Source organism: Isoptericola halotolerans (genome assembly GCF_045689585.1).
Classification (GTDB): Bacteria; Actinomycetota; Actinomycetes; order Actinomycetales; family Cellulomonadaceae; genus Isoptericola; species Isoptericola halotolerans_B.
The window spans coordinates 947,055-972,236 of record NZ_CP140108.1 but is presented as its reverse complement, the minus strand read 5'-3'; the positions used below and the strand labels follow the sequence as shown (position 1 = coordinate 972,236).

The following is a 25,182-nucleotide window of genomic DNA, read 5'->3' as shown; positions in this document are numbered from 1 at the left end:
AAACGATCGGTTCACAATCTATACTGCAACGATCGTTCCAACAACCGGAGGCGCGCGATGGGCAGGGTGCAGGCGTTCGAGACCGATCGCGTGGTGCGGGCAGCGCTCGGCGTGTTCTGGCGCTCCGGCTTCGAGGCGGCGTCCGTCCCGGCGCTCGAGGAGGCGACCGGGCTGAACCGGTCGAGCATCTACCATGCGTTCGGGTCCAAGCGAGGGCTCTTCGACGCGGCCGTGCAGACCTACCTCGACGACGTCGTCCGGCCCCGGCTGCGGCCGCTGCTCGCCGACCCGGTCGCCCCGGACGCCGTCGTGGACTACTTCACGGGGCTGCGTGACGCGCTCGCACGCACCGGCGAGATCCAGGCGGACAGCGGCTGCCTGCTCGTCAACACCTCCGGCGCGCCGATCTCCCGGGACGAGGCGGTGCGCCGGACCGTGGCCGACTACCGGGCAGAGCTCCGCGCGGCGCTGGGCCGCGGCGTCGACGCCCGGTACCCGGAGCGCGACCGTGCCGAGCGCGACCGGCTGGCGGACCTGTGCACCTCGCTGGTGGTCAGCGCCTTCGCGCTCGTCCGTGTCGACCCGGACGGTGCGACCGGCTCGCTGGACAGCGCGCTGGCGCTGCTCGAGGCCGACACGGGCGCCTGAGCAAGATCCACGAGCGTCCCTGTTCGTCAGGAATCAGCACCGGATTCCTGACGAACAGAGACGCTCGTGGCGGGTGCCCCTGGCTGAGCGGACCCCGCGAGCAGTAGACGGGGCATTCTCTGCCCGAATTCGGGCAGATTCTGGACACTCGTGCTCGAGGAGCGCATGATGAACCGGTGACCGATGCCGACCTCGTCTCCCGCGTGGCCCTGACGACGGGCCTGAGCCCGTCCGAGGCCGCGCGCGTGGTCGACGACGTCATCGCCTGGTACGCCGAACCGGTGGAGGACGTCGTCCGACGCCGGCACGCGGCCTTGCAGGCAGCGGGCCACCGCAACGCCGAGATCTACGCGCGCATCGCCGCGGAGCTGCGCGAGCGCGTCGTGGCGGCGCCGGACCTCACCGAGCGCCAGGTCCGCCGGCTCGTCTACGGATAGGCAGCAGGCGCTCGCCCGCAGCCACTCCTCCGTCCCTCTCATCCCTCTCTCAGCCAGGAGCACCCAGCACATGTGCGGAATCGTCGGCTACGTCGGCCCCCAGCAGGCAGCACCCGTCCTCGTCGAGGGCCTGACGCGTCTGGAGTACCGCGGCTACGACTCGGCCGGGATCGCCGTGCTCAACCCGCGCTCGACGGCGCACCCCTCGCGCGTCGTCCGCGCCCAGGGCCGTGTCCGCGACCTCGAGGCCGCCCTGCCCGCGCGCCTGGCCGGCACCACCGGCATCGGCCACACCCGGTGGGCCACCCACGGCGAGCCGAGCGAGCGCAACGCCCACCCGCACACCTCCGCCGACGGCCGCGTGCACGTGGTCCACAACGGCATCATCGACAACTTCGCGACGCTGCGCAGCCGGCTGGCCGACGACGGCGTCGAGCTGACCTCCGACACGGACACCGAGGTGGTCGCCCACCTCGTGGCGCGCGAGCTCGCGACCGGGCTGACCCTGGAGGACGCGGTGCGTGCCGCCGTCGGGCAGATCGTGGGGACCTACGCGCTGGCCGTGCTGGACACCCAGTCCCCCGAGCGGGTGGTCGTGGCCCGCAACGGCTCGCCGCTGCTGCTCGGTGTGGGTGACGGCGAGATGTTCGTCGCCTCGGACCCCGCCGCGATCGTGCGGCACACCAGCCAGGTCGTGCTGCTCGACGACGGCGACTTCGCCACCGTCACCGCGGGTGGCTTCCACAGCTTCACCGACGACGAGGCGCGCACGGCGCGGGCCGCCGTCACCATCGACCTCACGGTCGAGGAGCTGGAGCTCGGCGGGCACGACCACTTCATGCACAAGGAGATCCACGAGCAGCCGGAGTCCGTCGAGCGGATGCTCACCGGCCGCCTCGACGACCGCTTCGGCACCGCCAAGCTCGCCGGCCTCAACCTTGAGCCGCGCGACCTGCGCCGCTTCGAGCGCGTCAAGGTGCTCGGCTGCGGGTCCGCCTACTACGTCGGTCAGCTCGGCGCCTCGATGATCGAGGACCTGGCGCGCATCCCCGCCGACGCCGAGCCCGCCAGCGAGTTCCGGTACCGCAACCCCATCATCGAGCCGAGCACGCTCTACGTGGTCGTCAGCCAGTCCGGCGAGACCGCCGACACGCTCTTCGCCGTCCGCGAGGTGCAGCGCAAGGGCGGCACCGTCGTCGGCCTCGTCAACGCCGTGGGCTCGTCCATCGCCCGGGAGGTCGACGGCGGGATCTACCTGCACGCGGGCCCCGAGGTCGCGGTCGCCTCCACCAAGGCGCTGACGCACATGTCCATCGGCTTCGCGCTGCTGGCGCTCACGCTCGGGCGGGTGCACGACCTGTCGTTCGCCGACGGCCGGCGCATCATCGCCGGGTTGCGGGCGATCCCCGGCCAGATCGCCGAGATCCTGGCAGGCGAGGAGGAGCTCGCCGCTGCCGCGCAGGAGCTCTCGACGGCTCCGAGCCTGTTCTTCGTGGGTCGCGTGCGCGGCTACCCCGTCGCGCGCGAGGGGGCCCAGAAGTTCAAGGAGATCACCTACCGGCACGCCGAGGCGTACCCGACGAGCGAGCTCAAGCACGGCCCGCTCGCCCTCATCAGCCCCGAGCTGCCGTCCGTGGCGATCATCCCGGACGACGACCTCGTGGAGCGCAACATCACCGCGGCGCAGGAGATCCGCGCCCGCGGTGGGGCCGTGGTCGCGATCACCCACCCGGGCGTCGAGCTGGGCACCGCGGCGACCGCGCGCATCGAGGTGCCGCGCAACGAGGTCGAGCTGGACCCGATCCTCCTGACCGTCCCCACCCAGCTCCTCGGCTACCACGCGGCGGTGGCGCTGGGTGAGGACGTCGACCGCCCGCGCAACCTCGCGAAGTCCGTCACCGTGGAGTGAGGCGCGGGACGCCGCGCCCCGCCGGTCGCGACGGGGCGCGGTCCTGAACTATAGTTTCGGTATGCCGAAACTCTGGACACGGGTCACCGGATCAGCCGCGATGCTGCTGGGGGCGAGCGTGCTCGCCGCCTGCACGCCCTCGGCCGGGGGCGTGCCCGCCGACGACCGCCCCGTCGTGCTGACCACCTTCACCGTGCTCGGCGACATCGCCGAGAACGTCGCGGGCGACCGCCTGCGGGTCGAGTCGATCACCAAGGTCGGCGCCGAGATCCACGGGTACGAGCCCACGCCGGGGGACGTCCGCAAGGCGTCCGACGCCGACCTGATCCTCGACAACGGCCTCAATCTCGAGGCGTGGTTCGGCCAGTTCGTGCAGGACGTCGACGCCGAGCACGTCGTCGTGTCCGACGGCGTCGAGGTGCTCGACATCGCGGAGGACGCCTACGCCGGCACGCCGAACCCGCACGCGTGGATGAGCCCGCTCAACGTCCAGACGTACGTCGACAACATGGCCGACGCGTTCGCCGAGCTCGCGCCCGAGCACGCGGACGACTTCGCAGCCAACGCGGAGGCGTACCGCACGGAGCTGCAGACCGTGCAGGACGAGCTCGTCGCCGAGCTCGAGTCCCTGCCCGCCGAGCAGCGGGCCCTGGTCACCTGCGAGGGAGCGTTCTCCTACCTCGCCCGTGACGCCGGCCTGACCGAGCAGTACCTGTGGGCCGTCAACGCCGAGCAGCAGGCCACCCCGCAGCAGGTCGCCGACGTCATCGAGTTCGTCGAGGCGAACGACGTGCCCGCCGTGTTCTGCGAGTCCACGGTGTCCGACGCCGCGATGCAGCAGGTCGTCGAGGCCACGGGGACGACCTTCGGCGGCACGCTGTACGTCGACTCCCTCTCCGAGGCGGACGGGCCGGTGCCCACCTACCTCGACCTGGTCCGCCACGACGCGGACCTGATCGTCGCCGGGCTGACCGGCCAGGCCACGGACGCGTCCGGCTCGTGAGCGTGATCGAGGTCGACGCCCTCACCGTCCGGTACGGCGACGTGCTCGCCCTGGACGGCGTGGACCTGCGCATCGGCGCGGGGACGGTGTGCGGGCTCGTAGGGATGAACGGTTCCGGCAAGTCCACGCTGTTCAAGGCCGTCATGGGCATGGTCGACGTGACGCACGGCAGCGTCCGGGTCGACGGCGGCACCCCGGCCCGCGCCCGGCGCCGCGGTGCGGTCGGGTACGTCCCGCAGGCCGAGGCGGTCGACTGGGGGTTCCCGGTCTCTGTGCGCGACGTGGTGATGACCGGCCGCTACGGGCACCTCGGGATCACGCGACGCCCCCGCGCGGCGGACCGGGCCGCCGTCGGCGAGGCACTGGAGCGCGTCGGGCTCGTCGACCTGGCCGACCGGCAGATCGGCCGGCTCTCCGGCGGGCAGCGCAAGCGCGCCTTTGTCGCCCGCGGCATCGCGCAGGACGCCCGGGTCCTGCTGCTCGACGAGCCGTTCGCCGGGGTGGACAAGCGGTCCGAGTCGACGCTGGTGCGGCTGCTGCGCGAGCTCGCCGCCGACGGCCGGACCGTCGTGGTCTCCTCGCACGACCTGCACGCGCTGCCCCGGCTGGCCGACGAGGCCGTCCTGCTGCTGCGGCGGGTCCTCTTCCACGGCCCGGTCGGCGAGGCGCTGCAGCCCGACAACCTGGCGCGCACCTTCGGCCTCGACGTCGGCCCGGACGCACGCCTGGACGTGCATCCGGACCTGCTCGGCGGTGACGCCGGATGAGCCCTCTGGATCTGCTCCTCGAGCCGCTGTCCTACGACTTCATGGTCCGCGCGTTCGTCACCACCACGATCGCCGCCGTCGTGGCCGCGCTGCTGTCCTGCTGGCTGGTGCTCATCGGCTGGTCGCTCATGGGCGACGCCGTCTCGCACGCGGTGCTCCCCGGCGTGGTGCTCGCCTACGTCGTCGGGGCGCCGTTCGCCCTCGGCGCGCTGGTGTTCGGCGGGCTGGCGGTGGTGCTGATCGGCGCCGTGCGCGACTCCGGGCGGGTCAAGGAGGACGCGGCGATCGGCATCGTGTTCACCACCCTCTTCGCCCTCGGGCTCGTGCTCGTCTCGGTGACGCCCAGCCAGACCGACCTGAGCCACATCATCTTCGGCAACGTGCTGGGCGTGTCCTCGGCCGAGCTGGTGCAGGTGGCCGTGCTCGCCGTCGTCGGCTCGGCCGTGCTGCTCGTGAAACGGCGCGACCTGGTGCTGTTCGCGTTCGACCCCACGCACGCCCACGCGATCGGGCTGTCCACGCGGTGGCTCAGCGCGCTGCTGCTCGGCGTGCTCGCGCTCACCGCCGTGGTGACGCTGCAGGTCGTCGGCGTGATCCTCGTGGTGGCCATGCTCATCATCCCGGGCGCGACGGCGTCGCTGCTCACCGACCGGTTCGGCCGGATGCTCGTGCTCGCGCCGCTGATCTCGGCCGTGTGCTCGATCACCGGGATCTACCTGTCGTACTGGCTGGACGCGGCGTCGGGCGGCCTGGTCGTGCTGGTGCAGGGCGCGGTGTTCGCCGTCGTGCTGCTGACGAGCCCGCGGTACGGGCCGCTGCGGCGGTGGCACCGGCGCCGCGTCCGCTAGCCGATCGGCTCGCACAAGCCTGGAGTGCGCGGACCTCCGGCTGCTGCGAGGATCACCGCGACGGAGGCAGGACAAGGCTGAGGCGGTGGCATGACGGAGCGGTCGACGGCGGGAACGAGCGCCGCTCACGGCGTCCACTCCGAGGTGGGCAGGCTGCGCAAGGTGCTGGTGTGCGCGCCGGGCCTGGCGCACGAGCGCCTGACGCCGAGCACCTCCGACGACCTGCTGTTCGACGACGTCATGTGGGTGGAGGCCGCCCAGCGCGACCACCAGGACTTCGTGGACAAGCTCACGCACCGGGGCGTCGAGGTGGTGGAGCTGCACGATCTGCTGACCGAGACCATGTCGATCCCCGAGGCTCGCGACTGGCTCCTGGACCGCAAGGTGGTGCCGAACCGGGTGGGTCTGGGAATGGTGGACGGTACCCGCGCCTACCTCGACTCGCTGACGCCGCACGGGCTGGCGCGGTTCCTGGTGGGCGGACTCTCGACGGCGGACCTGCCCGGCGACTACCGCACGGGCTACGCCTCGCTCGCCCAGCAGGCGCCCGACGCCCGCGAGTACCTGCTGCCGCCGCTGCCGAACACCCTGTACACGCGGGACACGACGTGCTGGGTCTACGGCGGTCTGACGCTCAACCCGCTCTACTGGCCGGCCCGCAAGGACGAGACGCTCCTGATGAAGGCGGTCTACTCCTTCCACCCGGAGTACCGGGACGCGACCGTGTGGTGGGGCGACCCGGAGCTGGACTGGGGCCAGGCCACGCTCGAGGGCGGCGACGTCATGCCGGTGGGATCGGGTGTCGTCCTGGTCGGCATGAGCGAGCGCACGTCGCGGCAGGCCATCACCCAGCTCGCGAAGGCGCTGTTCGACGGCGGGGCGGCGCACCAGGTGGTGGTGGCCGGGATGCCGCGGCTGCGGGCGGCGATGCACCTGGACACGGTGTTCACGTTCGCGGACCGGGACCTCGTCACCGTGCACCCGACGATCGTCGACAACATCCGCCCTTACGTGCTGCGCCCGACCGACCGCTCGCCCGGGGTGCAGGTCACCGACCGCGGTGGCACCCCGTTCGTCGACGTCGTCGCGCACGCCATGGGGCTGGACCGGTTGCGGGTGGTCGAGACGGCCGGCGACGTCTACGCCTCGGAGCGTCAGCAGTGGGACTCGGGCAACAACGCCGTCGCGCTCGAACCGGGTGTCGTGTTCACCTACGACCGCAACACCCAGACGAACGCCGCGCTGCGCCGCGAGGGGGTCGAGGTCATCACGATCGTCGGCGCCGAGCTCGGACGGGGGCGCGGCGGCGGCCACTGCATGACCTGCCCGATCGTCCGCGACCCGCTCGACTGAGCCGTGCCGGAGCAGTGGACCTGGCCTGCGGCCGTCGGCGTGCTCCTGGGCGTCGTCGCGTTCGTGACGCTGCTGGTGCCCGTGCTGGTGGTGCAGCAGCGACGGTATGGCCGGGAGACGGCCGGGCCGTCCCTGGCCGCCACCCTGCGCAGCACCGCGACCTTGCAGGTGGTCTTCAACGTGCTGCTCTTCGTGCCGTGGGGAGTGCTCGCGCGCCGCTTCCTGGGCTGAGGCGTCGCGATGTCGACCGCGTCGGCGCTGGCGGCGTCGCTCCTGATCGAGCTCACCCAGTACACGGGGATCTACGGTCTCATCGGGTGCTCGTACCGGGTGGCCGACGTGGACGACGTGCTGACCAACACCCTCGGCGGTCTGCTGGGTGCGCTCATGGCGCCGCTGGTGCTGCGGTGGATGCCGCAGCCGCGCGAGCTCGCCGGCAGCCGGCTCGACCCACGGCCGGTCACGGTCTGGCGCCGATGGCTGGGCATGGTGGTCGACCTGTTCGCGGTGTCCGCGCTCGCGGGGGCCCGACGGCGCAGGCCGCCTCGTGCGGGGCACGCTCGACCGGCGGGTGGCCCGGGGCTACGTGGAGCTGGGCCTCTACGGGGTGCTCGAGGTCGTCGCAGCGGTCCCGGGCGGTGACGGGACCGGCTGGGCGCGTCTCGGCACCTCGGTGATCGTGCTGGCCGCCGGCGTCGGCGTGCTCGCCACCCGCGACCGGCGTGGCCTGTCGTGCGTGCTGACCGGTGCGCGCATGGTCGACGAGCGCTCGCCCGCGCGCGTCGCGGGCTCGGCTACTCCTGGAAGGCCGCCGCGAACTCCGCCGAGGGGTCGATCGGCTGGATGACGTCCACCAGGACGCCGTCCGGCGCCTCGACGATGAAGTGCCGCTGCCCGAAGTCCTCGTCGCGCAGCGGCAGCACGGGCTCGAGGCCGAGCTCGTCGACCAGCCGTTGGTGCTCGGCGTCGGCGTCCTCGACCTCCAGGTTGAGCAGCAGGCCCTGCACGGGGCGGCCGAAGCCGGCGGGCACCGTCGGGTGGTCGGGGTCGAGCAGCGCCAGCTCGAAGGCGCCGCGGCGCAGGCTGACGTACCAGTCGGCCTCGAAGGTGGTCTCGAAGCCGAGCACCCGGCGGTAGAAGTCGGCGGCGGCGCCGACGTCGGTGGACATGAGCACGGGGTAGAAGCTGGTCACGGACATGGTTCCTCGTTCCTCCGGCGGCGGCGCGGGTTACATACACTGCGTATGTCAACCACTATACATACGTTGTGTATGTCAGGAGGGGCCATGCCTCGTGCCAGTGCTGCGGCAGCAGCGGAGACCGCCCGCCGTCTCGTCGAGATCGCCGCCGACCTCTTCGCCGAGCGGGGGTACGCCGCCGTCGCGCTCGACGACGTCGCCACCGCGGGCGGCGTCACGCGCGGCGCCGTGTACCACCACTACGGCAGCAAGGCGGGGCTGTTCCGCGCCGTCGCGTCCCACCTGCAGGACGAGGTCGCGACCGCCCTGGTCGCGGCGGCGGACGACGCCGACGGGCCGTCCGGCCGGTTGCGTGCCGGCAGCCATGCGTTCCTCGACGCCGTCACGTCGCCACGGACGGTGCGCATCCTGCTCGTCGACGCTCCCGCCGTCATCGGCTGGCAGGAGTGGCGCGCCCTCGACGCCGCGGCCTCGGCCGTGCACCTGCGCGAGGCCCTGGCAGACGCCGGGGTCGCACCCGAGCTGCTCGACGCGCTGACAGCCCAGCTCTCGGGCGCGATGAACGAGGCCGCCCTGTGGCTCGTGGACCACGACGGCGAGCCGCGCGCGCGAGAGGCCGCCCACCGCGCGCTGGACGTGCTGCTCGACGCGGTCATGCCGTCGGCGTGAGGTAGGCGAACGATCTCCGCGACGGTTGGTCGAACTTCCACCCTGCCGCCAGGGTCTACCCCTTCCTGAGACCCGGTCCAGCGTCACCGCCTGATGACCCGCGACACCTAGCGGGGCGGGTTGCCGATCGTGGGCTTGCTGCTGTCGAGCGTCGGCAGGTCGGACGTGAGCGGGCGGACCCATGCGCCTGTCTCTGGCGAACGGACGTCGACGAGTTCATACATCCGCAACAGGTCGCTGCTGAGGTTCCGAGCGAACACCGGCTCGTGGTGGGCCATCCGGTTGCGCAGCTTGCGGATGGCTTCGAGGTCGCCGTCGACGCGGCCACGGAGCCCGGCGGAGTCTCCGCTCACGCCGGTGAACGCCGAGAGGATGTGCGGGCTCCCAGCGCCGCTCGTCAGGGCGCCTGGTGAACATCTTCTGCCAGAACGCGAACTTCAGGTCGGCGATGGTCTTCCCCGTCTGACCCCGATGACGCCGAACCTCGAGGTCCGTCAGGCATGCGGCCCGCGATCCATCCCGAACTCCTTCTGCCGTCGCCGGCGGAAGGATGTGGTGGCGTCGGGTGGCTGGCCCGAGGGAACCGGGTGTGCCCGGTCAGCTCGTACCGGGTTGTGCGACCCAAGGGCAGCGGGCGCCGACGAGCCGGCACGTGACCGCGACCGTCGCCGCCAGCGCGGCCACCACGGCGACGACCAGGCCGGCCGTTCCGGGCAGCTCCTGGACCAGGACGAACACGCCCATGACCAGGACGAACCAGCCGAAGCCACGCCGCAGCGCCGCCTCGGGCACCTTGTCGCTCAAGCGGGCGCCGACAAGGGAGCCGACCACGGCGGCCGCGGTCACGGCGGCCACGAGCCCCCAGTCGAGGGACACCGAGGTGAGGTAGCCGGCCAGGCCGGCAAACGACTTCATTCCGATGACCAGCAACGAGGTCCCCACGGCGACGGACATGGGCAGCCCGCCGAGCAGGACGAGCGCGGGAACGACCAGGAATCCGCCGCCGGCGCCGACCAGGCCGGTGACGAGCCCGACGACGAGCCCGTCGAGGATGGTGCGGCCGATCTTGAGCGTGCCGTCGTGCTCCGGGGCCTTGCCGCCGCGCCGCCCGCGGATCATGGCGGCTGCTGTGGCGACCATCATGGCCGCGAACGCGATCATCAGGATCGTGCCGGGGATGTGTCCGCCGACCAGGCCGCCGGCGAAGGCGCCGGCCATTCCGGCGGCCCCGAAGACCAGCCCGGTCCGCCACTGCACGTTGCCGCGGCGGGCGTGGGCGAGCATGCTCGTCACCGAGGTCACCCCGACCACCAGCAGCGAGGCTGCGATGGCCTCCTTGGGCGGGAAGCCCGCTACGTAGGTGAGCAGCGGAACCGTGAGGATGGACCCTCCTCCACCTAGCAGGCCGAGGGAGATGCCCACCACCACGGCCAGCAGCAGCACCACGATCGTCGTGAGGTCCATGGCCGTCCCTGCTCGCTCAGGCGGCCCGCGTCGCGACGGCCTGCGGCGCGACCGGGATCGACCGGATGGTGTTCTCGACCGTCGGGCTGACCTCGGTGCGGTTCCACGGCATCTTCGACAGCGCTGCCGCCATCGCGCAGGAGTTCGACAGTGCCGAGTAGGTCAGTCCGGCACCGATCGCTCCGGCCAGGTAGCCGACCCGCGGATGGATCAGCTTGCTGCCGACGAAGCCGGCGAGCACGAGCGACCCGGCGGCCATGCGGACCTGGCGGTCCATGGCCCAGCGCTGCGCGCCGCGCACGACGGTACCGCCGGCGGACTCGTAGGCGGCGATCCCGCCGGCGAGCACCTCGGCGCCAGCCAGGCCGACGGCCGTCAGCCGGTCCTGCGCCTGCCCGGCGCGGACGCCGGACTGGCAGACCAGCACGACGCGGCCGCCGAGCCGGCCGGCCAGGTCGTGGGTGTGCTCGGACAGCAGCGGCAGCGGGACGTTGTACGAGCCGCGGATGTGCACGGACTCGAACTCTGCCGGGGTGCGCACGTCGATGAGGGTCAGCTCGTCGTCAGCCAGACGCCGCTTGAGCTCGCCGGGCTCGACGCTCGTGTTGGAGGTGCTCATGGGTGTGGGTGCCTTTCGTCGGGCGGGTCGGGACGCTGTCACGCGGAGGCGGCAGCAGGCTGGGACAGCTTCTGGGTCTTCCACCCCGCATAGCTGTCCTCGAGCTCGACGACGTCGTACCCGGCGCGCCGCAGGGCGCTGGCGGCCACGGCGTTGCGCACGCCGGACTGGCAGTACGTGACGATGGTGCCGTCGTCGGGCAGCTGGTCCAGGTGCCACAGCACACGGCCGGCGCTCAGCTGCTCGGAGCCCGGGATGTGGCCCGCGGTGTGCTCGGACTTGTTGCGCACATCGAGCAGCATCGTCGCATCGGCGGAGTCCAGCTCGGCCGGAGCCACGACGGCGGGCTTGGTCATCGGCAGGCCGTCGAGCTCGGGCGTGTACCCGGCCACGGTGTCGATACCGACGCGTACGAGGTGGTCGCGCATCGTCTCGGCGTACTCCTGGTCCGGTGCGAGCAGCACGAGCGGCCGGGACTCCTTCTCCGGGTCGTACACCCAGGCGCTGAAGCTAGCGGCCTTGGCGATGCCGGGGACGTTGAGGCTGCGCTCGACGGTACCGGTGTGCACGGCGTGCTGGTCACGGGTGTCGACGAAGATCACCTCGTCCGCACCGAGACGGCGCGCCAGGTCGGCGTTCTCGAATGCACCGAGCGGGGCGAGCGGGCCGAGCAGCGCGGGGCCGTCCTTGTTCTCGCGCTTCATCCGCGCGAAGTACGCGTGTGCGTCGGGCTGACCGTCGAGCAGCTCGTCGATGAAGCCCTGCTCGTCGTCCTCCCGCACGTACGGCGCCCACCAGGCGTTGAGACGCTCGTAGCCGACCGAGGAGGACGGCAGGGCGCCGAGGGCCTTGCCGCAGGCGCTGCCGGCGCCGTGGGCGGGGAAGACCTGGACGTGGTCGCCGAGGTTCAGGAACTCGTCGCGCAGGGAGGCGAAGAGCTGGCGTGCGCCCTCGAATCGGGTGTCGACGCCACCAGCGGCCTCGTCGAGCAGGTCGGGGCGGCCGAGGTCACCGGCGAAGACGAAGTCACCGGTCAGGGCATAGCCCGGGCCGTCGCTGAAGGCGCCGTCGGTCACCAGCAGCATGAGGTGCTCGGGCGTGTGGCCGGGGGTGTGGCGGGCCTCGATCGTGATGTTGCCGATCGAGATCGCCTCGCCGTGGTGCAGACGGTCGGCCTCGAAGCCGTACTGCCAGTCCTGGCCACCCTCGCCGGAGACGTAGACGTCGGCACCGGTCGTGGCGGCGAGCTCGCGCGTGCCGGAGAGGTAGTCGGCGTGGATGTGGGTCTCGGTGACCGCCACGATGCGCATGCCGTGCCGACGCGCGAGGTCGAGGTACTCGGCGACGTCACGGCGGGCGTCGACCACGACGGCCTCACCCTTCGCCTGGCAACCGATGAAGTAGCTCGCCTGGGCGAGGTCCTCGTCGTAGATCCGTTCGAGCAGCATGAAGGTCCTCTCCTTGAGATCGGTTCCGCGATGCGGTGACTCCACCCTGACATATACCCCCCAGGGTATGCAACATCGAGCCAAGGCGTTCATCGTGGACTGCCGTGCCGCGCACCAGGGCGCGGACCGGCCGTCGAGCTCGTCCAGGCGAATCAGGCAGGGAGGAGTGCGCCGCCCTGCAGCTCGGCCGTGGGGCGGGAGCTGGACGAGCAGGCATGCATGGGACAGCTCGGCAGCACCGCGTGGTGCGCCGAGGACGAGTGCCAGCGGGCGTACATCCCGATCAGCAGGTGCTGGTACATGTGGGCTGGGAACGAGCCGGCGGTGAAGGGCGACAGGGTCGGCGCGGTCGCCAGGACCCAGCAGGGCGATGCCGGCCAGGAAGCTGGCCGCGCGCACTGCTGCGACCGGCAGTACCACCACGTCTGCACACCGAGTTCGGTCTCGTGCAGGTGGGGGCGTGTCTCGCCAGTGTCACGGTCGTGGCCTACGGCCCGCCGGTGAACCAGGTCCTCATGGCCCACCACGTGCCCGTCGCGGCACGTCAGCGCTTGAACAGCCTGGTCAGGAAGGAGTCCGAGGCGGGCTCGTCCGTATGGCCTTCACACCGTTCAGTCCGGGGCACGCCCCGCATGACCTCGTCGACGTGCTGGCCACAGCCGGCCCACGTCGTCTTGCCGCACTTCTTGCAGCTCACAGCTCTACACATGTGTGATCCTCCTCGGGTTGAGGTCATCAGCATACCCATGGGGGTATGATGAACTCATGACCGACGGCACGCCAGGCCGGTACGCGCCACCCCGAAGCCCCGCCCCGTACGCCTGGGTCCGTCGTCGCGCTGAGGGGTCGAGCCGCCCCTTACCCGCTCCGCGGATTCCCTCGCGCGCAGTGCGGAACAGATTCGAGTGACACGACGTTGGATACCCGACCGGGTGTTTGAGGAGGAGGAGTTCGTATGACGACCGTGAGCCTGAGCGCCGACACGTTCGGCGACACCATCCGCACCGATGGCATCGTCCTTGTCGACTGGTGGGCCGCCTGGTGCGGCCCGTGCCGGATGTTCGCCCCGGTGTTCGAGCAGGCATCCACCCAGCACGAGGACATCGTCTTCGCCAAGGTGGACACCGAAGCCGAGCAGCAGCTAGCAGCGCAGGCTGGGATCGCCTCGATCCCGACACTGATGGCCTTCCGCGACGGCATCCTGGTCTTCTCCGAGCCCGGGTCCCTGCCTGCTGCCGCGCTGGAACAGGTCGTCAAGGGCGTGCGCGACCTGAACATGGACCAGGTTCGTGCCGAGCTCGCCGCCCAGCAGACCGAGGCGGCCCGATGAGCTACGGCATCAGCATCACCGTCGAGCGCCCGTTCGACCAGGCGGTCTCCGCGGTCCGCGACGTACTTGCCAACCAGGGCTTCGGCATCCTGACCGAGATCGACCTGGCCGCCACCCTGCAGAAGAAGCTTGGCGTCGAGATGCCCCCGCAAGTCATCCTCGGGGCATGCAACCCGCCGCTCGCACACCAGGCACTACAGGCCGAGGAATCTATCGGGCTGCTCCTGCCGTGCAACGTCACCGTTCGCGCCATCGGCCGCGATCAGGTCGTGGTCGAAGCGCTCGACCCGCGGGCAATGATCGACATCACCGGCAACGCCCGGCTCGCTCCGGTCGCCGACGAGGCCACCGGCAGGCTGCGCGCGGCCCTGAGCGAGCTCGAATCCGCGTGACGCCCAGCACACAACTTCAGATACCGGCCGGGGTAGGTTTGGCCGAACACACCGAGGGGAGCAAGGACGTGGAGCTCGACGCGAGCGAGATGGGCAAGGTCGTCAACCGGCTCAAGCGGGCACAGGGCCAGCTGACCGCCGTCGTGCGCATGATCGAGGAAGGTCAGGACTGTGAGCCCGTGGTCACCCAGCTCTCCGCCGTGTCCAAGGCCCTGGACCGTGCCGGCTTCGCCATCATCGCCTCCGGCATGAAGCAGTGCCTGCGCGACCCCGACAACGAGGACACTCTCGACGTCGAAAAGCTGCAGAAGCTCTTCCTGTCCCTGGCCTGAGTCGAGGCAATGCTCCAACGAACCCAGAGCGTTCGATCAGTCGAACGGGATGGGCACCCCAGCGTCACGCAGCCGCCCTTCTGTGAGGGCGGTCAGCCGGGCCGCGACCGGGGACTGGCGCTCGCGGTGGTTGTTGATCAGCTGGTAGCGGATGGAAGCACGGGACCACGCCTGCATCGACCGTGTTCGAGGATCGCCCAGCAGGTCGGGACGATTCAGGAAGTGGTCAGCCATCGCGGACGCGAGCTCCTCGATCCGCGGGTCGTCCAGCGCCCATGCCTCGGCCTCGACGCCGCACCGCGTCAGCTCGACGAATCGGGCATCGGCGAGGCGTAGCTCGAGCTGAGCGAGGAAACCGTCGAATCCTTCGGGAATCAGTGCGCGGACAAGCACGAGGGCTTCCCTCTGGCCGGCGATGTACTCGGGCCGGAAGCCGAGTTCGGGCAGCCGTTCGAGGACTGCGCACGCCCGGTCGGGTAGCAGCGCCCGGTCGCCGGCCAGCCGGTGGAGGTTGTCGCGCCGTGCAGCCAGGTCGTCGATCTGATCGGAGAGGCGTCGCTCGACGTCGTCGAGAGCGGCGGCGAACCGCTCGGGGTCGGCGTCCAGCATGGGTGCGATCTCGGCCAGCGGCACGCCGGCGGTCGCCAACGTGCGGACCTGCACCAGGCGCAGCAGATCCTCGGACCCGTATCGCCGGTAGCCGGATCTGTCGCGGCCAGGTTCCTCGACGAGCCCCTGCCGGTGGTAGTGCCGCACGGTCTTCACCGTGACGCAAGCGAAGGCCGCGGCCTGGCTGATCGTGAGCCCCCGGGCCGGGTGTGTCATGTGCTCACTGTGCCTGACGGCCGATTGTGGCGACCTCCCTGACTGCTCTGGCAACGGCCGGCGAGTCCTTGCGCAGGATCGAGCCATGGTTGCTCGCCACCTTCGCGCTCACCGTGAGGTTCGGGTTGCGGGCCAGCAGTGGATCGAGGCTGGCCCGCATCTGCTCTTGCAGATCGTCACGGCTGCCCAGCGCCTCCCCGGAGGCGATGACGTACCGCACTGGCACCGTCAGCCCCATGAGGACCGGCTCCAGCGCAGCATGGAGCTTGTGGGACTCGATGGCGAGGTCGGCATGCTGCTCGGCCGAGAACCGGGCGGCAAGGCCGAGCGGGCGGGCCACCGGCATCATCGGCTTCATCCGCCGGAACACCCTCCGGATCTCGTTGTGGCCTGCCTCGTGGGTCCAGCCGGCCGGATACGGGCCGTCCGCACCGACCACGCCTGCGGTGCGGCCCGGGTTTCTGCTCGCCCAGTGCACGCCCAGCAGCGCCCCATACGACCAGCCCACCAGCAGGACGCGGTCCACTCCGCGCGCAGAGAGCACGGCGTCGATGTCGCGGAGGCACGCCTCGAACGAGTAGTCGGCTGCCTGCTTCGACCGGCCTCGCGCCCTCTCGTCGAAGGTGATGTGCCGCCAGCTGGGCCCGAGGTCGTCGACTACGCGCCGCCAGTGCCTCTGCGATGCGTACGAACCGTTGAGGTACACCACAGGGAGGCCGGGGCCACCGGCGTCCCTGACGGCCAGTGCGGTGTCGTCGATCGGAACCATGCCGGTCCACTTGCGCGTCGACACGGGATGGCTTGGGTGCAGGGGGTTCCGGGCGTGACCTGTCGAGTTCAGAGAGTTCATAGGGTCACCGTCCACCCCTCCCTCGGGTCAAGGTCAACGCGGCTGACTCTAGCCGCGGCTCCTCCGCCGGTCACCGTGCAGGCGTGGCTGTTGCGAGTCGTGACGTTGGCGACGCTGGGCCGGGTGTGACGAAGGGGCAGGCCCTGGCGGCAGGATGGAGGTGCGACCAACCGTCTTGCCGAGAGAAGGACCTACCCCTTCGTGACTCCCGCTAGTGCGCCGCGGGTCTGCCCCGGGACTCCGCGACCGCCTCATGGCCCGCGCCGAGTGCGACGGTGCGCCACGCGTGCGCCGGAGAAGCCTCTGACGAGCGGGTTGCACCGAGACTCTCACCTCGCCGTCCTGCGACCGAGCAGAAGGTTGCCAACATTTGCTTGACAGCAAACAAAAGTCGCGTAGTGTGCGCGATATGGTCAATGATGACGCTGTCCGAGCACCACGGCGTACCGGCATCTGGTTCATCGGCGCCCGCGGTTCGGTCGCCACCACCGCGACGGTCGGGGCCCTCGCGCTCGCCCGGGGCCGTGCCCCGGTGACCGGGCTGGTCACCGAGCTGGAGGAGATCGCCCGAGCCGGCCTGCCGCCCCTCGACGGAATGGTGATCGGTGGGCACGACCTCGCCGGAAGCATGGTCGACCGGGCCCAGGAGCTGGCGCGGGCCGGTGTGGTGCCCCCGGAGACCGTGACCTCCGTGCTCGACGACCTCGCCGTCGTCGACGGCCGTGTCCGCCCGGGCGCCACCACCACCGACGGCTTCGCCGAGCGCGCCACCACCGACCGCCTCGAGCAGGACCTGCGCGCCTTCCGGGTGGAGCACGACCTCGACGACGTCGTCGTCATCGACGTCTCCAGCACCGAGCCGCCGTCACCGGAGGCCGCCCGCCTCGGCTCGCTCGCCGAGCTCGACCGTGCGCTCGACGCCGGGACCGCGCCGCTGCCGCCGTCGTCGCTCTACGCCTACGCCGCCTTCCGGGCCGGGTGCCCGTTCGTCGAGTTCACGCCGTCCACGGGCCCGCACGTACCGGCCCTCGCCGAGCTCGCCAAGGCCCAGCACCTGCCCTGGGCAGGCCGCGACGGCAAGACCGGCGAGACCCTGCTGAAGACGGCGCTCGCACCGATGTTCGCGACGCGCGCCCTCGCGGTGCGGTCGTGGTCGGCGTTCAACATCCTGGGCGGCGGCGACGGCCGCACCCTCGCGGACCCCGCGGCCGCCGCGAGCAAGACCGCCACGAAGGCCATGGCGCTCGAGGCGATCCTCGGCTACCCCGTCGACGGGCCGGTGCGCATCGACCACGTCGCGGACATGGGCGACTGGAAGACCGCCTGGGACCACGTGTCGTTCGAGGGATTCCTCGGCACGCGCATGCGCATGCAGGTCACCTGGGAAGGGTGCGACTCGGCGCTGGCGGCCCCGCTGGTCCTCGACCTCGCCCGGCTCGTGGCCCGGGCGCACGAGACCGGCCGCACCGGACCCGTCGCCGAGCTCGGGTTCTTCTTCAAGGAGCCGCTCGGGGGGACCGCGCACGCCCTGGGAGACCAGTGGCAGGCCTTGACGCGGTGGTGTTCCGAGCTGGGCGACGCCTCGACCGGTACGGGCGGCAGCGCCGCATGAGATGGCGTGACCTCGCCGAGCTGGTCCGGCTCCCCGCCGCGCTCACCGTCCCCGGTGACACCCTCGTCGGGGCGGCGGCGGCCGGCTGGCCCAGCGGGCGCCGCACCGCCGCGCTGCCGTTCGCCTCGGCCGCCCTGTACTGGGCGGGCATGGCTCTCAACGACTGGTCGGACCGCGACCTCGACGCCGTCGAGCGCCCGGAACGTCCGATCCCGTCGGGCCGGGTCCGGGCGGACGAGGCCCTGGCGGTCGCCGCCGGCCTGACCGGAGCGGGCCTCGCGTGCGCCGCGGTGGCCGGCCGCCGGCCGCTCGCCGTCGCGACGGCCCTCGCCGCCGCCGTCTGGACCTACGACGTCGCGGCCAAGTCGACGCCGGCCGGCCCGGTCGTCATGGCCTCGACCCGGTTCCTCGACGTCATGATGGGAGCCGGCGGCCACCGGGCCGCTCTCGGTCCGGCTGCGGCCCTGGGCGCTCACACGCTCGCGGTCACCGCCGTCTCGCGCGGCGAGGTGCACGGCTCCACGACGGGCACCGCCCGCGCCGCGGCGGCGACCACCGGGGCCGTCGCGGTCGCCGTCGCGGCCGACGCCGTCGTCGGCTCGCCCCGACGTGCCGCCCGGGACGGGTCCCGGGCGTGGCCGCACCAGCTCGCCGGGTCCGTCCTCGCGGCGTCGTACACGGCGGCGGTGCTGCCGGCCCAGCTCGACGTGGTCCGGTCGCCCGACGCCGGCAACGCACGCCGGGCGACCGGGGTCGGCATCCGGGGCATGGTCCCGCTCCAGGCGGCCCTGCTCGCCGGACGGGGCGCCGTCGTCGGCGCGCTCGGCGTCCTGGCGGTCGTGCCGCTGGCCAAGCTGGGCGCCCGGGTGGTGAGCCCGACGTGATCACCCTCGCCTACGGCACCAACGGCCTCGCCGACCACCGCATCGAGGACGCTCTCGCCCTCCTCGCCGAGCACGGGTACGGCGGGGTCGCGCTGACGCTCGACCACATGCACCTGGACCCGCTGGCGCCCGGGCTCGCGGCCCGGACCGCGCACGTGCGGGGGCTGCTGGAGCGATACGGGCTGCGGGTGGTCGTGGAGACCGGGGCCCGCTACGTCCTCGAACCGCGCCGCAAGCACGAGCCGACGCTGCTCTCCGACGTCGGCCACGAGCGCCGCCTCGACCTGCTGCGCACCGCCGTCGACGTCGCCGCGGACCTGGGTTCGCCCGCCGTGCACCTGTGGTCCGGGGTGCTGCCCGCGAGCACCACGTCCGAGATCGGCCGCGCCCGGCTGCGCGCAGGGCTGGAACAGCTGCTGCCGGTCGCCGAGGCCGCCGGCGTGGTGCTGGCGTTCGAGCCCGAGCCGGGGATGCTCGTCGAACGGGTCGACGACGTCCTCGCCCTGCGGGCCGAACTCGGTGACCCGGACGCCCTGCGGCTCACCGTGGACGTCGGGCACCTCACGTGCGTCGAGGACGAGCCGGGGCCGGACGTGATCCGGCGCGCGGGCGCCCTGGTCGCGCACGTCCAGGTGGACGACATGGTCCGCGGCGTGCACGAGCACCTCGAGCTCGGCACGGGGGAGGTGGACCTCCCCGCCGTCCTGGCGGCGCTGCACGAGACGGGGTTCGACGGTCTGGCTGCCGTCGAGCTGCCCCGCGACTCGCATGCCGCCGCCCGCCTCGTCCCGTCGAGCGCCGCGGCGATCCGTGCCGCCGCACGTGCCGCCGACATCCCTCTCGCGCCGTCGACCAGGAGGTTGGTCCCGCAATGATCACCGATATCGACGCCCAGCTCCTGCTCGGCAGCGAGCAGGAGGCGCGGCTCCGCCCGCTCGTCGCCGCCGTGCGGGCCGACCCCGCGACCCTCGCCCGCCACGTCGCCCGCGCCGCCCGCGTCGTCGGGCGCGGGCCCGGCCCGTACGGCCGCCGCGTCGAGGACGTCGCCCGGTCGCGGCTGCTGCTCGCCGCCTGCGAGACGGTCGGCCCGGAGGGGGCCGCCGACGTCGTGGCCGCGCAGTACACGACCGGCGACGCCGACGAGCGACGGGCGGTGCTCCTCGCGCTGCCCGCCCTGGACGCCACCGCCGCGATCGGTGCCGCCGCCGTACCCGTCGTCCTCGACGCCCTGCGGACCAACGACACCCGGCTGGTCGCCGCCGCCATGGGCCCGTACGCCGTCGCGCACCTCCCCGCCGACGACTGGCGCCACGGCGTGCTCAAGTGCCTGTTCACCGGGGTCCCGCTGGCGGCCGTCGCCGATCTGCACGCCCGCCGGGACGGCGAGCTCGACCGCATGGTGCGCGCCTTCGCCGAGGAACGGCGGGCCGCCGGGCGCGACGTCCCCGACGACGCCGTGCGCCTGCTCGCCGCCCCCTGACGGACCGCCGCCAGCCACCTCGACCGACCCGACAACCCCGCCCCCCGACCGCCGCGCATCATCGCGGACCGACCCGAGGAGAGTGCCGTGCGCATCTTCGACCCGCACATCCACATGACCTCCCGGACCACCGACGACTACGAGGCGATGCACGCCGCGGGGGTGCGCGCCGTCGTCGAGCCGGCCTTCTGGCTGGGTCAGCCCCGCACGTCGGTCGGCTCGTTCGTCGACTACTTCGACGGGCTCATCGGCTGGGAGAGGTTCCGTGCCGCGCAGTTCGGCATCGCCCACCACGCGACCATCGCCCTGAACCCGAAGGAGGCGAACGACCCACGCTGCCTCGCGGTGCTCGACGTGCTGCCGCGCTACCTCGAGAAGGACGGCGTCGTCGCGGTCGGCGAGGTCGGCTTCGACTCCATGACGGACGCCGAGGAGCAGGTGATGGTGCGCCAGCTCGAGCTCGCCGGGGAGCACGACCTGCCGGTGATGGTGCACACCCCGCACCGGGACAAGGTGGCCGGCACCCGCCGCACGCTGGAGATCGTGCGCCAGGTGGGTCTGCCGGCCGAGCGGGTGCTCGTCGACCACCTCAACGAGAAGACCATCGACCTGGTGGACGACGCCGGGTGCTGGGCCGGGTTCTCCGTCTACCCGGACACGAAGATGGACGAGGACCGGATGGTCGCGATCCTCGACCGGCGCGGGCTCGACCGGGTGCTGGTCAACTCGGCGGCCGACTGGGGTCGCTCCGACCCGCTGAAGACCTACCGCACCGGGCAGGCGATGCTGGCCGGAGGCTACGGCGACGACGACGTCGACCGCGTGCTCTGGCGCAACCCCGTCGCGTTCTACGGCCAGAGCGGGCGGCTGCTGCTCGACGACGGCTCCCTCGATGCCACCGTCGGCGCCTCCGCTGCGGACTTCGCGGGCAACACGCTGCAGCGCGGCGAGCCGCTCGCACCCGCCGCGCCGCCCGCCCCGGCCGGAGCGCGGACCTCGGGCGCGGAGGGCTGAGCCGTGCGCCTGCGACACCCCGACGGATCGCTCCTGCACATCTCCTACGGGACCAACGTCCACCCGGCGCAGGACGTGGACGGGCTGGTCGAACAGGTGCGCCGGTTCGCCGGACCCGTCCGGCGACGGATCGGCGCGGACCGCCTCGGGCTCGGGCTGTGGCTCCCGGCCGAGGCCACGCGCCACCTCGCCGCGGACCCCTCCGCCGTCGACCTGCTGCGCAAGGCGCTCGACCACGAGGGTCTGGAGGTCGTCACCGTCAACGCCTTCCCGTACGGCAACTTCCACGCCCCCGTGGTCAAGAAGGCCGTCTACCGGCCGGACTGGACGCAGGACGAGCGGCTCGGCTACACCCTCGACTGCGCCCGGGTGCTCACCCGGCTCCTGCCCGACGACGTCGCCCGCGGCAGCATCAGCACCCTTCCCCTGGGGTGGCGCGACCCGTGGGACGACGTCCGTGCGGCAGCCGCCCGCGAGCGTGTCGACCGCCTCGCGGAGGGCCTCGCGGACCTGGAGGAGCGGACCGGCCGGACGGTGCGGGTCGCGTTCGAGCCGGAGCCGGGCTGCGTCGCCGAGACGGCCGCCGGGGTCGCGGAGCACCTGCGCGGCATCGACACCGACCGTCTCGGTGCCTGTCTCGACCTGTGCCACCTGGCGACCGAGTTCGAGGAACCGGCCGCGGCGCTCGCGGCGCTCGACGAGGCAGGCCTGCCGGTGGTCAAGACGCAGGTCTCGGCGGCGCTGCACTGCGAGGACCCGCGTGACCCGGCCGCGCTCGCGGCGCTGGAGGAGTTCGCGGAGGCCCGGTTCCTGCACCAGGTGCGCGAGCGTCGCGCCGGCGCCGAGACCACCGTCGACCGCCGGGACGACCTGCCGGACGCGCTGGGCCGGGTCTACGGCACCGCCGGGCTGCCCGGCGACGGACCGTGGCGCGTCCACGTGCACGTGCCGCTGCACGCCACGCCCCGACCGCCGCTGCGCAGCACCCGGGACGTGCTGACCGGCGCGCTGGACCTGCTCGTCGGCGGCGCGCACCCGGTGGTGGACCACCTGGAGACCGAGACGTACACCTGGTCGGTGCTGCCCGACCACCTGCGCCCGCACGACGACGACGGCCTCGTGGCCGGGATCGCGGCGGAGCTGGACTGGACCCGGTCGCAGCTCGTCGACCGGGGGATGGAGGTTCTGTGAGCCGGATGCTGGTGCTCGACGTCGTCGGGCTGACCCCTCGTCTGCTGGAGCACATGCCGCGCCTGCGCGCGCTGGCGGCGGGCGGCCGCCAGGCGGAGCTCGGCACGGTGCTGCCCGCGGTGACCTGCACGGTGCAGTCGACGTTCCTGACGGGCCTGATGCCCCGGGACCACGGCATCGTGGCCAACGGCTGGTACTTCCGCGACCTCGGTGAGCCGCTTCTGTGGCGGCAGCACCACCGGCTCGTCGAGGGGGAGAAGGTCTGGGAGACCATCCGGCGCGAGCAGCCGGGCTACCGGGTCGCGAATGTGTGCTGGTGGTACGCGATGGGCTCGACGACGGACACGACGATCACCCCGCGTCCCGTCTACCGAGCCGACGGCCGCAAGGAGCCGGACTGCTGGACGTGGCCGCCGTCGCTGCACGACGAGCTGGAGGCGGAGCTCGGTCCCTTCCCGCTGTTCACCTACTGGGGGCCGACGGCGGGGATCGCGTCCTCGCGGTGGATCGTCGCGGCGGCCCGGAAGCTGTTGCCGGACCACGACATGACGCTCGTGTACGTGCCGCACATGGACTACGACCTGCAGCGGTTCGGCCCGGACGGCCCGGAGGCGGTGGCGGCGGCCCGCGCGGTGGACGAGGTCCTGGCCCCGCTGCTGGACGACGCCGAGCGGACGGGGACGACCGTCGTCGCGCTGAGCGAGTACGGGATCACGGCCGCGCGCCGGCCGGTGGACGTCAACCGGGCCCTGCGCCGGGCGGGGATGCTGCACGTGCACACGAACGACACGGGGGAGCTCCTCGACCCGTGGACGTCGCGGGCGTTCGCCGTGGCCGACCACCAGGTGGCGCACGTGTACGTCCGCTCCGACGACGACGTGGCGGAGGTGGCCGAGCTGCTGGGCAGCCTGCCGGGGGTCGCGGAGGTGCTGGACGCCGACGGCCGCGCTGCCCACGGCCTGGACCACGAGCGCTCGGGGGGCCTGGTGCTCGTGGCGGAGCCGGACGCCTGGTTCACGTACTACTACTGGCTCGACGACGACCGGGCGCCGGACTTCGCGCGGTCGGTGGAGATCCACAAGAAGCCGGGGTTCGACCCGGCGGAGCTGTTCTGGGACCCGCAGGACCGGTGGGTGAAGGCCCGTGCCCTGCTGCACGTGCTGCGCAAGAAGACAGGTCTGCGCTCGACGATGCGGGTGGTCCCGCTCGACCCGTCGCCGGTGGGCGGGACGCACGGCCGGCTGCCGGCCGACCCGGCGGACGGCCCGGTGCTGATCTGCTCGGTGCCCGACGCGGTGCCTGGCGCGGCCCCGGGAGGTGGGCCGGGACGTCTCGAGGCGACCGAGGTGCGCGACCTGCTGCTCAGGCTGTCGCGGCAGCCGAGCCCGGTGCGGTGACGGCGTCGTCGCCGACGAGGAGGGCGGGCTCGGCGAAGGCGTGCTCGATGGCGGCGTGGGCGCCGCCGAGGACGCCGGCCCGAGGTCCCGCGATGCTCGTCACCACGCGCAGGTGCTGGGTCGCCAGGGGCAGCGAGCGGGAGTAGACGACCTCGCGGATCCCGGCGATGAGGTGCTCGCCGGCCCGTGACATGGACCCGCCGACGACGACGGCGGAGGGGTTGAGGAGGCTGACGCAGCCGGCGAGCACGGCGCCGATGGACCGTCCTGCCTCCCGGACGGCCGCGGCGGCCCGCAGGTCTCCCTGCCGGACCAGGTCGACGACGTCGTTGGTGCTGCGGGCCGGGACACCCTGCTCGGTGAGGCGGGCGGCGACGGCCGCCCCGCCGGCGATGGCCTCGAGGCAGCCGGTGTTCCCGCAGGTGCACGGCACGGCGTCGGCGCCCGGGACGGCGATGTGCCCGAGGTCGCCCGCGCTGCCCTGGGCGCCCCGGTGGATGCGGCCGTCGGCCACTATCCCGGAACCGACGCCGGTCGCGACCTTGACGTAGAGCAGGTGGTCGAGCTCCGGCAGGGCGGTGGCGTGCTCGCCGAGGGCCATGAGGTTCACGTCGTTGTCGACGAGGACGGCGACCCTGCCGAGGCGGTGTCGGAGCGCTCCCACCACGTCGGTGCCGTCCCAGCCCGGCATGATCGGTGGCTTGGTGGGGCGACCGGTGCGGTGGTCGACGGGTCCGGGGAGCCCGACGCCGACGCCGACGACGTCGCCGAGCGGGCGTCCGAGGTCGGCGACGAGCTGGGTGAGCAGGGCGGCGACGTGGTCGAGCACGACGTCCGGGCCGTCGGAGATGCGGAGGAGCTCGAGCTCGCCGGCGAGCTCGCGACCGGCGAGGTCGGTGACGGCGACGCGGGCGTGGGTGGCGCCGAGGTCGACGCCGGCGACCACCCGGGAGCCGGGGGCGAGCGCGAACATCGCGGCCGGCCGACCACCGGTGGACTCGGCACCGCCGACGGGGGCGACCAGACCGATGCGAAGGAGCTCGTCGATGCGCGCCGCGATCGTCGACCGCGAGAGGCCTGCGGTGCGCGCGAGCTCCGCGCGCGTGCGGTACCGCCCGTCGCGCAGGAGCTGGAGGACGGCACCGAGCTCGGGTGCCGGGACGGACGCCATCTGACGAGTCAACCACATTTCCGGCAACCTTCGCGGGAAGTTGTGCTTTTCCGTGCCAACTTTTGCTTCACGAATGACAGAAGTCGGTTAGGGTCGTCCCATGGTCAGGGAGGACCGCGCAGCACTGCCGCTGCCGAACAGACGTCGCGAGCCCGAGGGGACGGGTCTCGTGACTCACCGTGGGCGGACGGGCCCCGCCCGCGACGCGGCGAGCCCCACGGAGCGCATGACGCACGCCGGTGACGGGTGCGAGGGCTCGGCGCCCGTCACCACCTGTCACGGCACAGGACGGCAGGACCCGTGCCGCAGATCTCGGACGTGAGGAACCCCGCCAGGACCA

At 72.5% G+C, this 25,182-nt stretch carries 29 protein-coding genes; 20 read left to right on the top strand and 9 right to left on the bottom strand.

Going from position 1 to position 25,182, the window contains the following annotated elements; all coding sequences use genetic code 11:
• Positions 1-57 precede the first annotated feature (57 nt).
• The 9 genes from UQW22_RS04585 to UQW22_RS04545 all read left to right on the top strand — a co-directional run bounded on the left by UQW22_RS04585 (position 58) and on the right by UQW22_RS04545 (position 7,607).
• Positions 58-648 carry a TetR/AcrR family transcriptional regulator gene (locus UQW22_RS04585; RefSeq protein ID WP_407319700.1) on the top strand — a complete coding sequence of 197 codons (591 nt, stop codon included), beginning with the start codon at positions 58-60 and terminating at the stop codon, positions 646-648.
• A 176-nt stretch (positions 649-824) separates the two neighbouring features.
• Entirely contained in the window at positions 825-1,085 is a 261-nt protein-coding gene (locus UQW22_RS04580) for a hypothetical protein (RefSeq protein ID WP_407319699.1), read from the top strand.
• A gap of 70 nt (positions 1,086-1,155) precedes the next feature.
• Positions 1,156-2,994: a glutamine--fructose-6-phosphate transaminase (isomerizing) gene (glmS, locus tag UQW22_RS04575; protein WP_407319698.1), complete on the top strand. Its 1,839-nt coding sequence runs from the start codon at positions 1,156-1,158 to the stop codon at positions 2,992-2,994.
• A 61-nt stretch (positions 2,995-3,055) separates the two neighbouring features.
• A complete protein-coding gene (locus UQW22_RS04570; RefSeq protein WP_407319697.1) occupies positions 3,056-3,997 on the top strand; it encodes a metal ABC transporter substrate-binding protein in 942 nt (313 codons plus the stop codon).
• A complete protein-coding gene (locus UQW22_RS04565) occupies positions 3,994-4,764 on the top strand; it encodes a metal ABC transporter ATP-binding protein (RefSeq protein WP_407319696.1) in 771 nt (256 codons plus the stop codon). Before UQW22_RS04570 ends, UQW22_RS04565 begins: the two co-directional genes overlap by 4 nt.
• Positions 4,761-5,612 (top strand): metal ABC transporter permease, encoded by an 852-nt coding sequence (locus UQW22_RS04560; RefSeq protein WP_407319695.1) that lies wholly within the window; start codon positions 4,761-4,763, stop codon positions 5,610-5,612. Before UQW22_RS04565 ends, UQW22_RS04560 begins: the two co-directional genes overlap by 4 nt.
• Before the next feature lie 90 nt (positions 5,613-5,702).
• Complete coding sequence (locus UQW22_RS04555; RefSeq protein WP_407319694.1) at positions 5,703-6,965, top strand: arginine deiminase; 1,263 nt, start codon at positions 5,703-5,705, stop codon at positions 6,963-6,965.
• A gap of 3 nt (positions 6,966-6,968) precedes the next feature.
• Positions 6,969-7,196 carry a hypothetical protein gene (locus UQW22_RS04550; protein WP_407319693.1) on the top strand — a complete coding sequence of 76 codons (228 nt, stop codon included), beginning with the start codon at positions 6,969-6,971 and terminating at the stop codon, positions 7,194-7,196.
• A 9-nt stretch (positions 7,197-7,205) separates the two neighbouring features.
• Complete coding sequence (locus UQW22_RS04545; RefSeq protein ID WP_407319692.1) at positions 7,206-7,607, top strand: VanZ family protein; 402 nt, start codon at positions 7,206-7,208, stop codon at positions 7,605-7,607.
• A gap of 152 nt (positions 7,608-7,759) precedes the next feature.
• On the opposite strand, the gene UQW22_RS04540 is transcribed toward UQW22_RS04545, so the two are convergent.
• Positions 7,760-8,164 carry a VOC family protein gene (locus UQW22_RS04540; protein ID WP_407319691.1) on the bottom strand — a complete coding sequence of 135 codons (405 nt, stop codon included), beginning with the start codon at positions 8,162-8,164 and terminating at the stop codon, positions 7,760-7,762.
• An 87-nt stretch (positions 8,165-8,251) separates the two neighbouring features.
• Here UQW22_RS04540 and UQW22_RS04535 point away from each other — a divergent pair, with 87 nt between their 5' ends.
• Complete coding sequence (locus UQW22_RS04535) at positions 8,252-8,833, top strand: TetR family transcriptional regulator (RefSeq protein ID WP_407319690.1); 582 nt, start codon at positions 8,252-8,254, stop codon at positions 8,831-8,833.
• A gap of 107 nt (positions 8,834-8,940) precedes the next feature.
• On the opposite strand, the gene UQW22_RS04530 is transcribed toward UQW22_RS04535, so the two are convergent.
• The 5 genes from UQW22_RS04530 to UQW22_RS04510 all read right to left on the bottom strand — a co-directional run bounded on the left by UQW22_RS04530 (position 8,941) and on the right by UQW22_RS04510 (position 12,666).
• Positions 8,941-9,186: a hypothetical protein gene (locus UQW22_RS04530; protein WP_407319689.1), complete on the bottom strand. Its 246-nt coding sequence runs from the start codon at positions 9,184-9,186 to the stop codon at positions 8,941-8,943.
• Positions 9,187-9,430: 244 nt separating this feature from the next.
• A complete protein-coding gene (locus UQW22_RS04525; RefSeq protein WP_407319688.1) occupies positions 9,431-10,297 on the bottom strand; it encodes a sulfite exporter TauE/SafE family protein in 867 nt (288 codons plus the stop codon).
• 16 nt (positions 10,298-10,313) lie between these two features.
• A complete protein-coding gene (locus UQW22_RS04520) occupies positions 10,314-10,916 on the bottom strand; it encodes a rhodanese-like domain-containing protein (RefSeq protein ID WP_407319687.1) in 603 nt (200 codons plus the stop codon).
• A gap of 38 nt (positions 10,917-10,954) precedes the next feature.
• The gene (locus tag UQW22_RS04515; RefSeq protein WP_407319686.1) at positions 10,955-12,364 is read right to left on the bottom strand and encodes a rhodanese-like domain-containing protein; all 1,410 of its coding nucleotides are present in this window, start codon (positions 12,362-12,364) and stop codon (positions 10,955-10,957) included.
• 152 nt (positions 12,365-12,516) lie between these two features.
• Positions 12,517-12,666, bottom strand: a complete 150-nt coding sequence (locus tag UQW22_RS04510; RefSeq protein WP_407319685.1) for a hypothetical protein — start codon at positions 12,664-12,666, stop codon at positions 12,517-12,519.
• Positions 12,667-13,319: 653 nt separating this feature from the next.
• On the opposite strand from UQW22_RS04510, the gene trxA reads away from it, so the two are divergent.
• The 3 genes from trxA (at position 13,320) to UQW22_RS04495 (ending at position 14,418) form a co-directional block, all read left to right on the top strand.
• Complete coding sequence (gene trxA / locus UQW22_RS04505) at positions 13,320-13,694, top strand: thioredoxin (RefSeq protein WP_407319684.1); 375 nt, start codon at positions 13,320-13,322, stop codon at positions 13,692-13,694.
• Positions 13,691-14,086, top strand: a complete 396-nt coding sequence (locus UQW22_RS04500) for a DUF302 domain-containing protein (RefSeq protein ID WP_407319683.1) — start codon at positions 13,691-13,693, stop codon at positions 14,084-14,086. The genes trxA and UQW22_RS04500 overlap by 4 nt, the downstream gene beginning before the upstream one ends.
• 68 nt (positions 14,087-14,154) lie before the next feature.
• Complete coding sequence (locus UQW22_RS04495; protein WP_407319682.1) at positions 14,155-14,418, top strand: metal-sensitive transcriptional regulator; 264 nt, start codon at positions 14,155-14,157, stop codon at positions 14,416-14,418.
• Positions 14,419-14,454: 36 nt separating this feature from the next.
• On the opposite strand, the gene UQW22_RS04490 is transcribed toward UQW22_RS04495, so the two are convergent.
• Both UQW22_RS04490 and UQW22_RS04485 read right to left on the bottom strand, forming a co-directional pair.
• On the bottom strand, positions 14,455-15,243 hold the full coding sequence (locus UQW22_RS04490) for a MerR family transcriptional regulator (RefSeq protein WP_407320722.1): 789 nt from the start codon (positions 15,241-15,243) through the stop codon (positions 14,455-14,457).
• A 4-nt stretch (positions 15,244-15,247) separates the two neighbouring features.
• Positions 15,248-16,093: an alpha/beta fold hydrolase gene (locus UQW22_RS04485; protein ID WP_407319681.1), complete on the bottom strand. Its 846-nt coding sequence runs from the start codon at positions 16,091-16,093 to the stop codon at positions 15,248-15,250.
• A 409-nt stretch (positions 16,094-16,502) separates the two neighbouring features.
• Between UQW22_RS04485 and UQW22_RS04480 the strand changes: the two genes are divergently transcribed.
• From UQW22_RS04480 to UQW22_RS04450, 7 genes are all read left to right on the top strand, one after another.
• Positions 16,503-17,705 (top strand): inositol-3-phosphate synthase, encoded by a 1,203-nt coding sequence (locus UQW22_RS04480; RefSeq protein WP_407319680.1) that lies wholly within the window; start codon positions 16,503-16,505, stop codon positions 17,703-17,705.
• The gene (locus tag UQW22_RS04475) at positions 17,702-18,589 is read left to right on the top strand and encodes an SCO3242 family prenyltransferase (protein ID WP_407319679.1); all 888 of its coding nucleotides are present in this window, start codon (positions 17,702-17,704) and stop codon (positions 18,587-18,589) included. The genes UQW22_RS04480 and UQW22_RS04475 overlap by 4 nt, the downstream gene beginning before the upstream one ends.
• Positions 18,586-19,464 carry a sugar phosphate isomerase/epimerase family protein gene (locus UQW22_RS04470; protein ID WP_407319678.1) on the top strand — a complete coding sequence of 293 codons (879 nt, stop codon included), beginning with the start codon at positions 18,586-18,588 and terminating at the stop codon, positions 19,462-19,464. The genes UQW22_RS04475 and UQW22_RS04470 overlap by 4 nt, the downstream gene beginning before the upstream one ends.
• Positions 19,461-20,069, top strand: coding sequence for an EboA domain-containing protein (locus UQW22_RS04465; RefSeq protein WP_407319677.1), 609 nt, complete (start codon positions 19,461-19,463; stop codon positions 20,067-20,069). Before UQW22_RS04470 ends, UQW22_RS04465 begins: the two co-directional genes overlap by 4 nt.
• 87 nt (positions 20,070-20,156) lie before the next feature.
• The gene (locus tag UQW22_RS04460) at positions 20,157-21,083 is read left to right on the top strand and encodes a TatD family hydrolase (RefSeq protein WP_407319676.1); all 927 of its coding nucleotides are present in this window, start codon (positions 20,157-20,159) and stop codon (positions 21,081-21,083) included.
• 3 nt (positions 21,084-21,086) lie between these two features.
• Positions 21,087-22,274, top strand: a complete 1,188-nt coding sequence (gene eboE, locus UQW22_RS04455; RefSeq protein WP_407319675.1) for a metabolite traffic protein EboE — start codon at positions 21,087-21,089, stop codon at positions 22,272-22,274.
• Positions 22,275-22,279: 5 nt separating this feature from the next.
• Entirely contained in the window at positions 22,280-23,671 is a 1,392-nt protein-coding gene (locus UQW22_RS04450; RefSeq protein ID WP_407320721.1) for an alkaline phosphatase family protein, read from the top strand.
• Here the strand turns inward: UQW22_RS04450 and UQW22_RS04445 are convergent.
• Positions 23,637-24,842: an ROK family transcriptional regulator gene (locus UQW22_RS04445; RefSeq protein ID WP_407319674.1), complete on the bottom strand. Its 1,206-nt coding sequence runs from the start codon at positions 24,840-24,842 to the stop codon at positions 23,637-23,639. The two genes, UQW22_RS04450 and UQW22_RS04445, sit on opposite strands and share 35 nt — an antisense overlap.
• Between the last annotated feature and the right edge of the window lie 340 nt (positions 24,843-25,182).

Excerpts from the sequence above, each read along its gene's own strand:
- UQW22_RS04585 (WP_407319700.1), top strand. The coding sequence starts at position 58 with ATGGGCAGGGTGCAGGCGTTCGAGACCGATCGCGTGGTGCGGGCAGCG.
- glmS (WP_407319698.1), top strand. The coding sequence starts at position 1,156 with ATGTGCGGAATCGTCGGCTACGTCGGCCCCCAGCAGGCAGCACCCGTC.
- UQW22_RS04570 (WP_407319697.1), top strand. The coding sequence starts at position 3,056 with ATGCCGAAACTCTGGACACGGGTCACCGGATCAGCCGCGATGCTGCTG.
- UQW22_RS04560 (WP_407319695.1), top strand. The coding sequence starts at position 4,761 with ATGAGCCCTCTGGATCTGCTCCTCGAGCCGCTGTCCTACGACTTCATG.
- UQW22_RS04555 (WP_407319694.1), top strand. The coding sequence starts at position 5,703 with ATGACGGAGCGGTCGACGGCGGGAACGAGCGCCGCTCACGGCGTCCAC.
- UQW22_RS04545 (WP_407319692.1), top strand. The coding sequence starts at position 7,206 with ATGTCGACCGCGTCGGCGCTGGCGGCGTCGCTCCTGATCGAGCTCACC.
- UQW22_RS04540 (WP_407319691.1), bottom strand. The coding sequence starts at position 8,164 with ATGTCCGTGACCAGCTTCTACCCCGTGCTCATGTCCACCGACGTCGGC.
- UQW22_RS04535 (WP_407319690.1), top strand. The coding sequence starts at position 8,252 with ATGCCTCGTGCCAGTGCTGCGGCAGCAGCGGAGACCGCCCGCCGTCTC.
- UQW22_RS04525 (WP_407319688.1), bottom strand. The coding sequence starts at position 10,297 with ATGGACCTCACGACGATCGTGGTGCTGCTGCTGGCCGTGGTGGTGGGC.
- UQW22_RS04520 (WP_407319687.1), bottom strand. The coding sequence starts at position 10,916 with ATGAGCACCTCCAACACGAGCGTCGAGCCCGGCGAGCTCAAGCGGCGT.
- UQW22_RS04515 (WP_407319686.1), bottom strand. The coding sequence starts at position 12,364 with ATGCTGCTCGAACGGATCTACGACGAGGACCTCGCCCAGGCGAGCTAC.
- UQW22_RS04510 (WP_407319685.1), bottom strand. The coding sequence starts at position 12,666 with ATGTACCAGCACCTGCTGATCGGGATGTACGCCCGCTGGCACTCGTCC.
- trxA (WP_407319684.1), top strand. The coding sequence starts at position 13,320 with ATGACGACCGTGAGCCTGAGCGCCGACACGTTCGGCGACACCATCCGC.
- UQW22_RS04500 (WP_407319683.1), top strand. The coding sequence starts at position 13,691 with ATGAGCTACGGCATCAGCATCACCGTCGAGCGCCCGTTCGACCAGGCG.
- UQW22_RS04490 (WP_407320722.1), bottom strand. The coding sequence starts at position 15,243 with ATGACACACCCGGCCCGGGGGCTCACGATCAGCCAGGCCGCGGCCTTC.
- UQW22_RS04485 (WP_407319681.1), bottom strand. The coding sequence starts at position 16,093 with ATGAACTCTCTGAACTCGACAGGTCACGCCCGGAACCCCCTGCACCCA.
- UQW22_RS04480 (WP_407319680.1), top strand. The coding sequence starts at position 16,503 with ATGGTCAATGATGACGCTGTCCGAGCACCACGGCGTACCGGCATCTGG.
- UQW22_RS04475 (WP_407319679.1), top strand. The coding sequence starts at position 17,702 with ATGAGATGGCGTGACCTCGCCGAGCTGGTCCGGCTCCCCGCCGCGCTC.
- UQW22_RS04465 (WP_407319677.1), top strand. The coding sequence starts at position 19,461 with ATGATCACCGATATCGACGCCCAGCTCCTGCTCGGCAGCGAGCAGGAG.
- UQW22_RS04450 (WP_407320721.1), top strand. The coding sequence starts at position 22,280 with ATGCTGGTGCTCGACGTCGTCGGGCTGACCCCTCGTCTGCTGGAGCAC.
- UQW22_RS04445 (WP_407319674.1), bottom strand. The coding sequence starts at position 24,842 with ATGGCGTCCGTCCCGGCACCCGAGCTCGGTGCCGTCCTCCAGCTCCTG.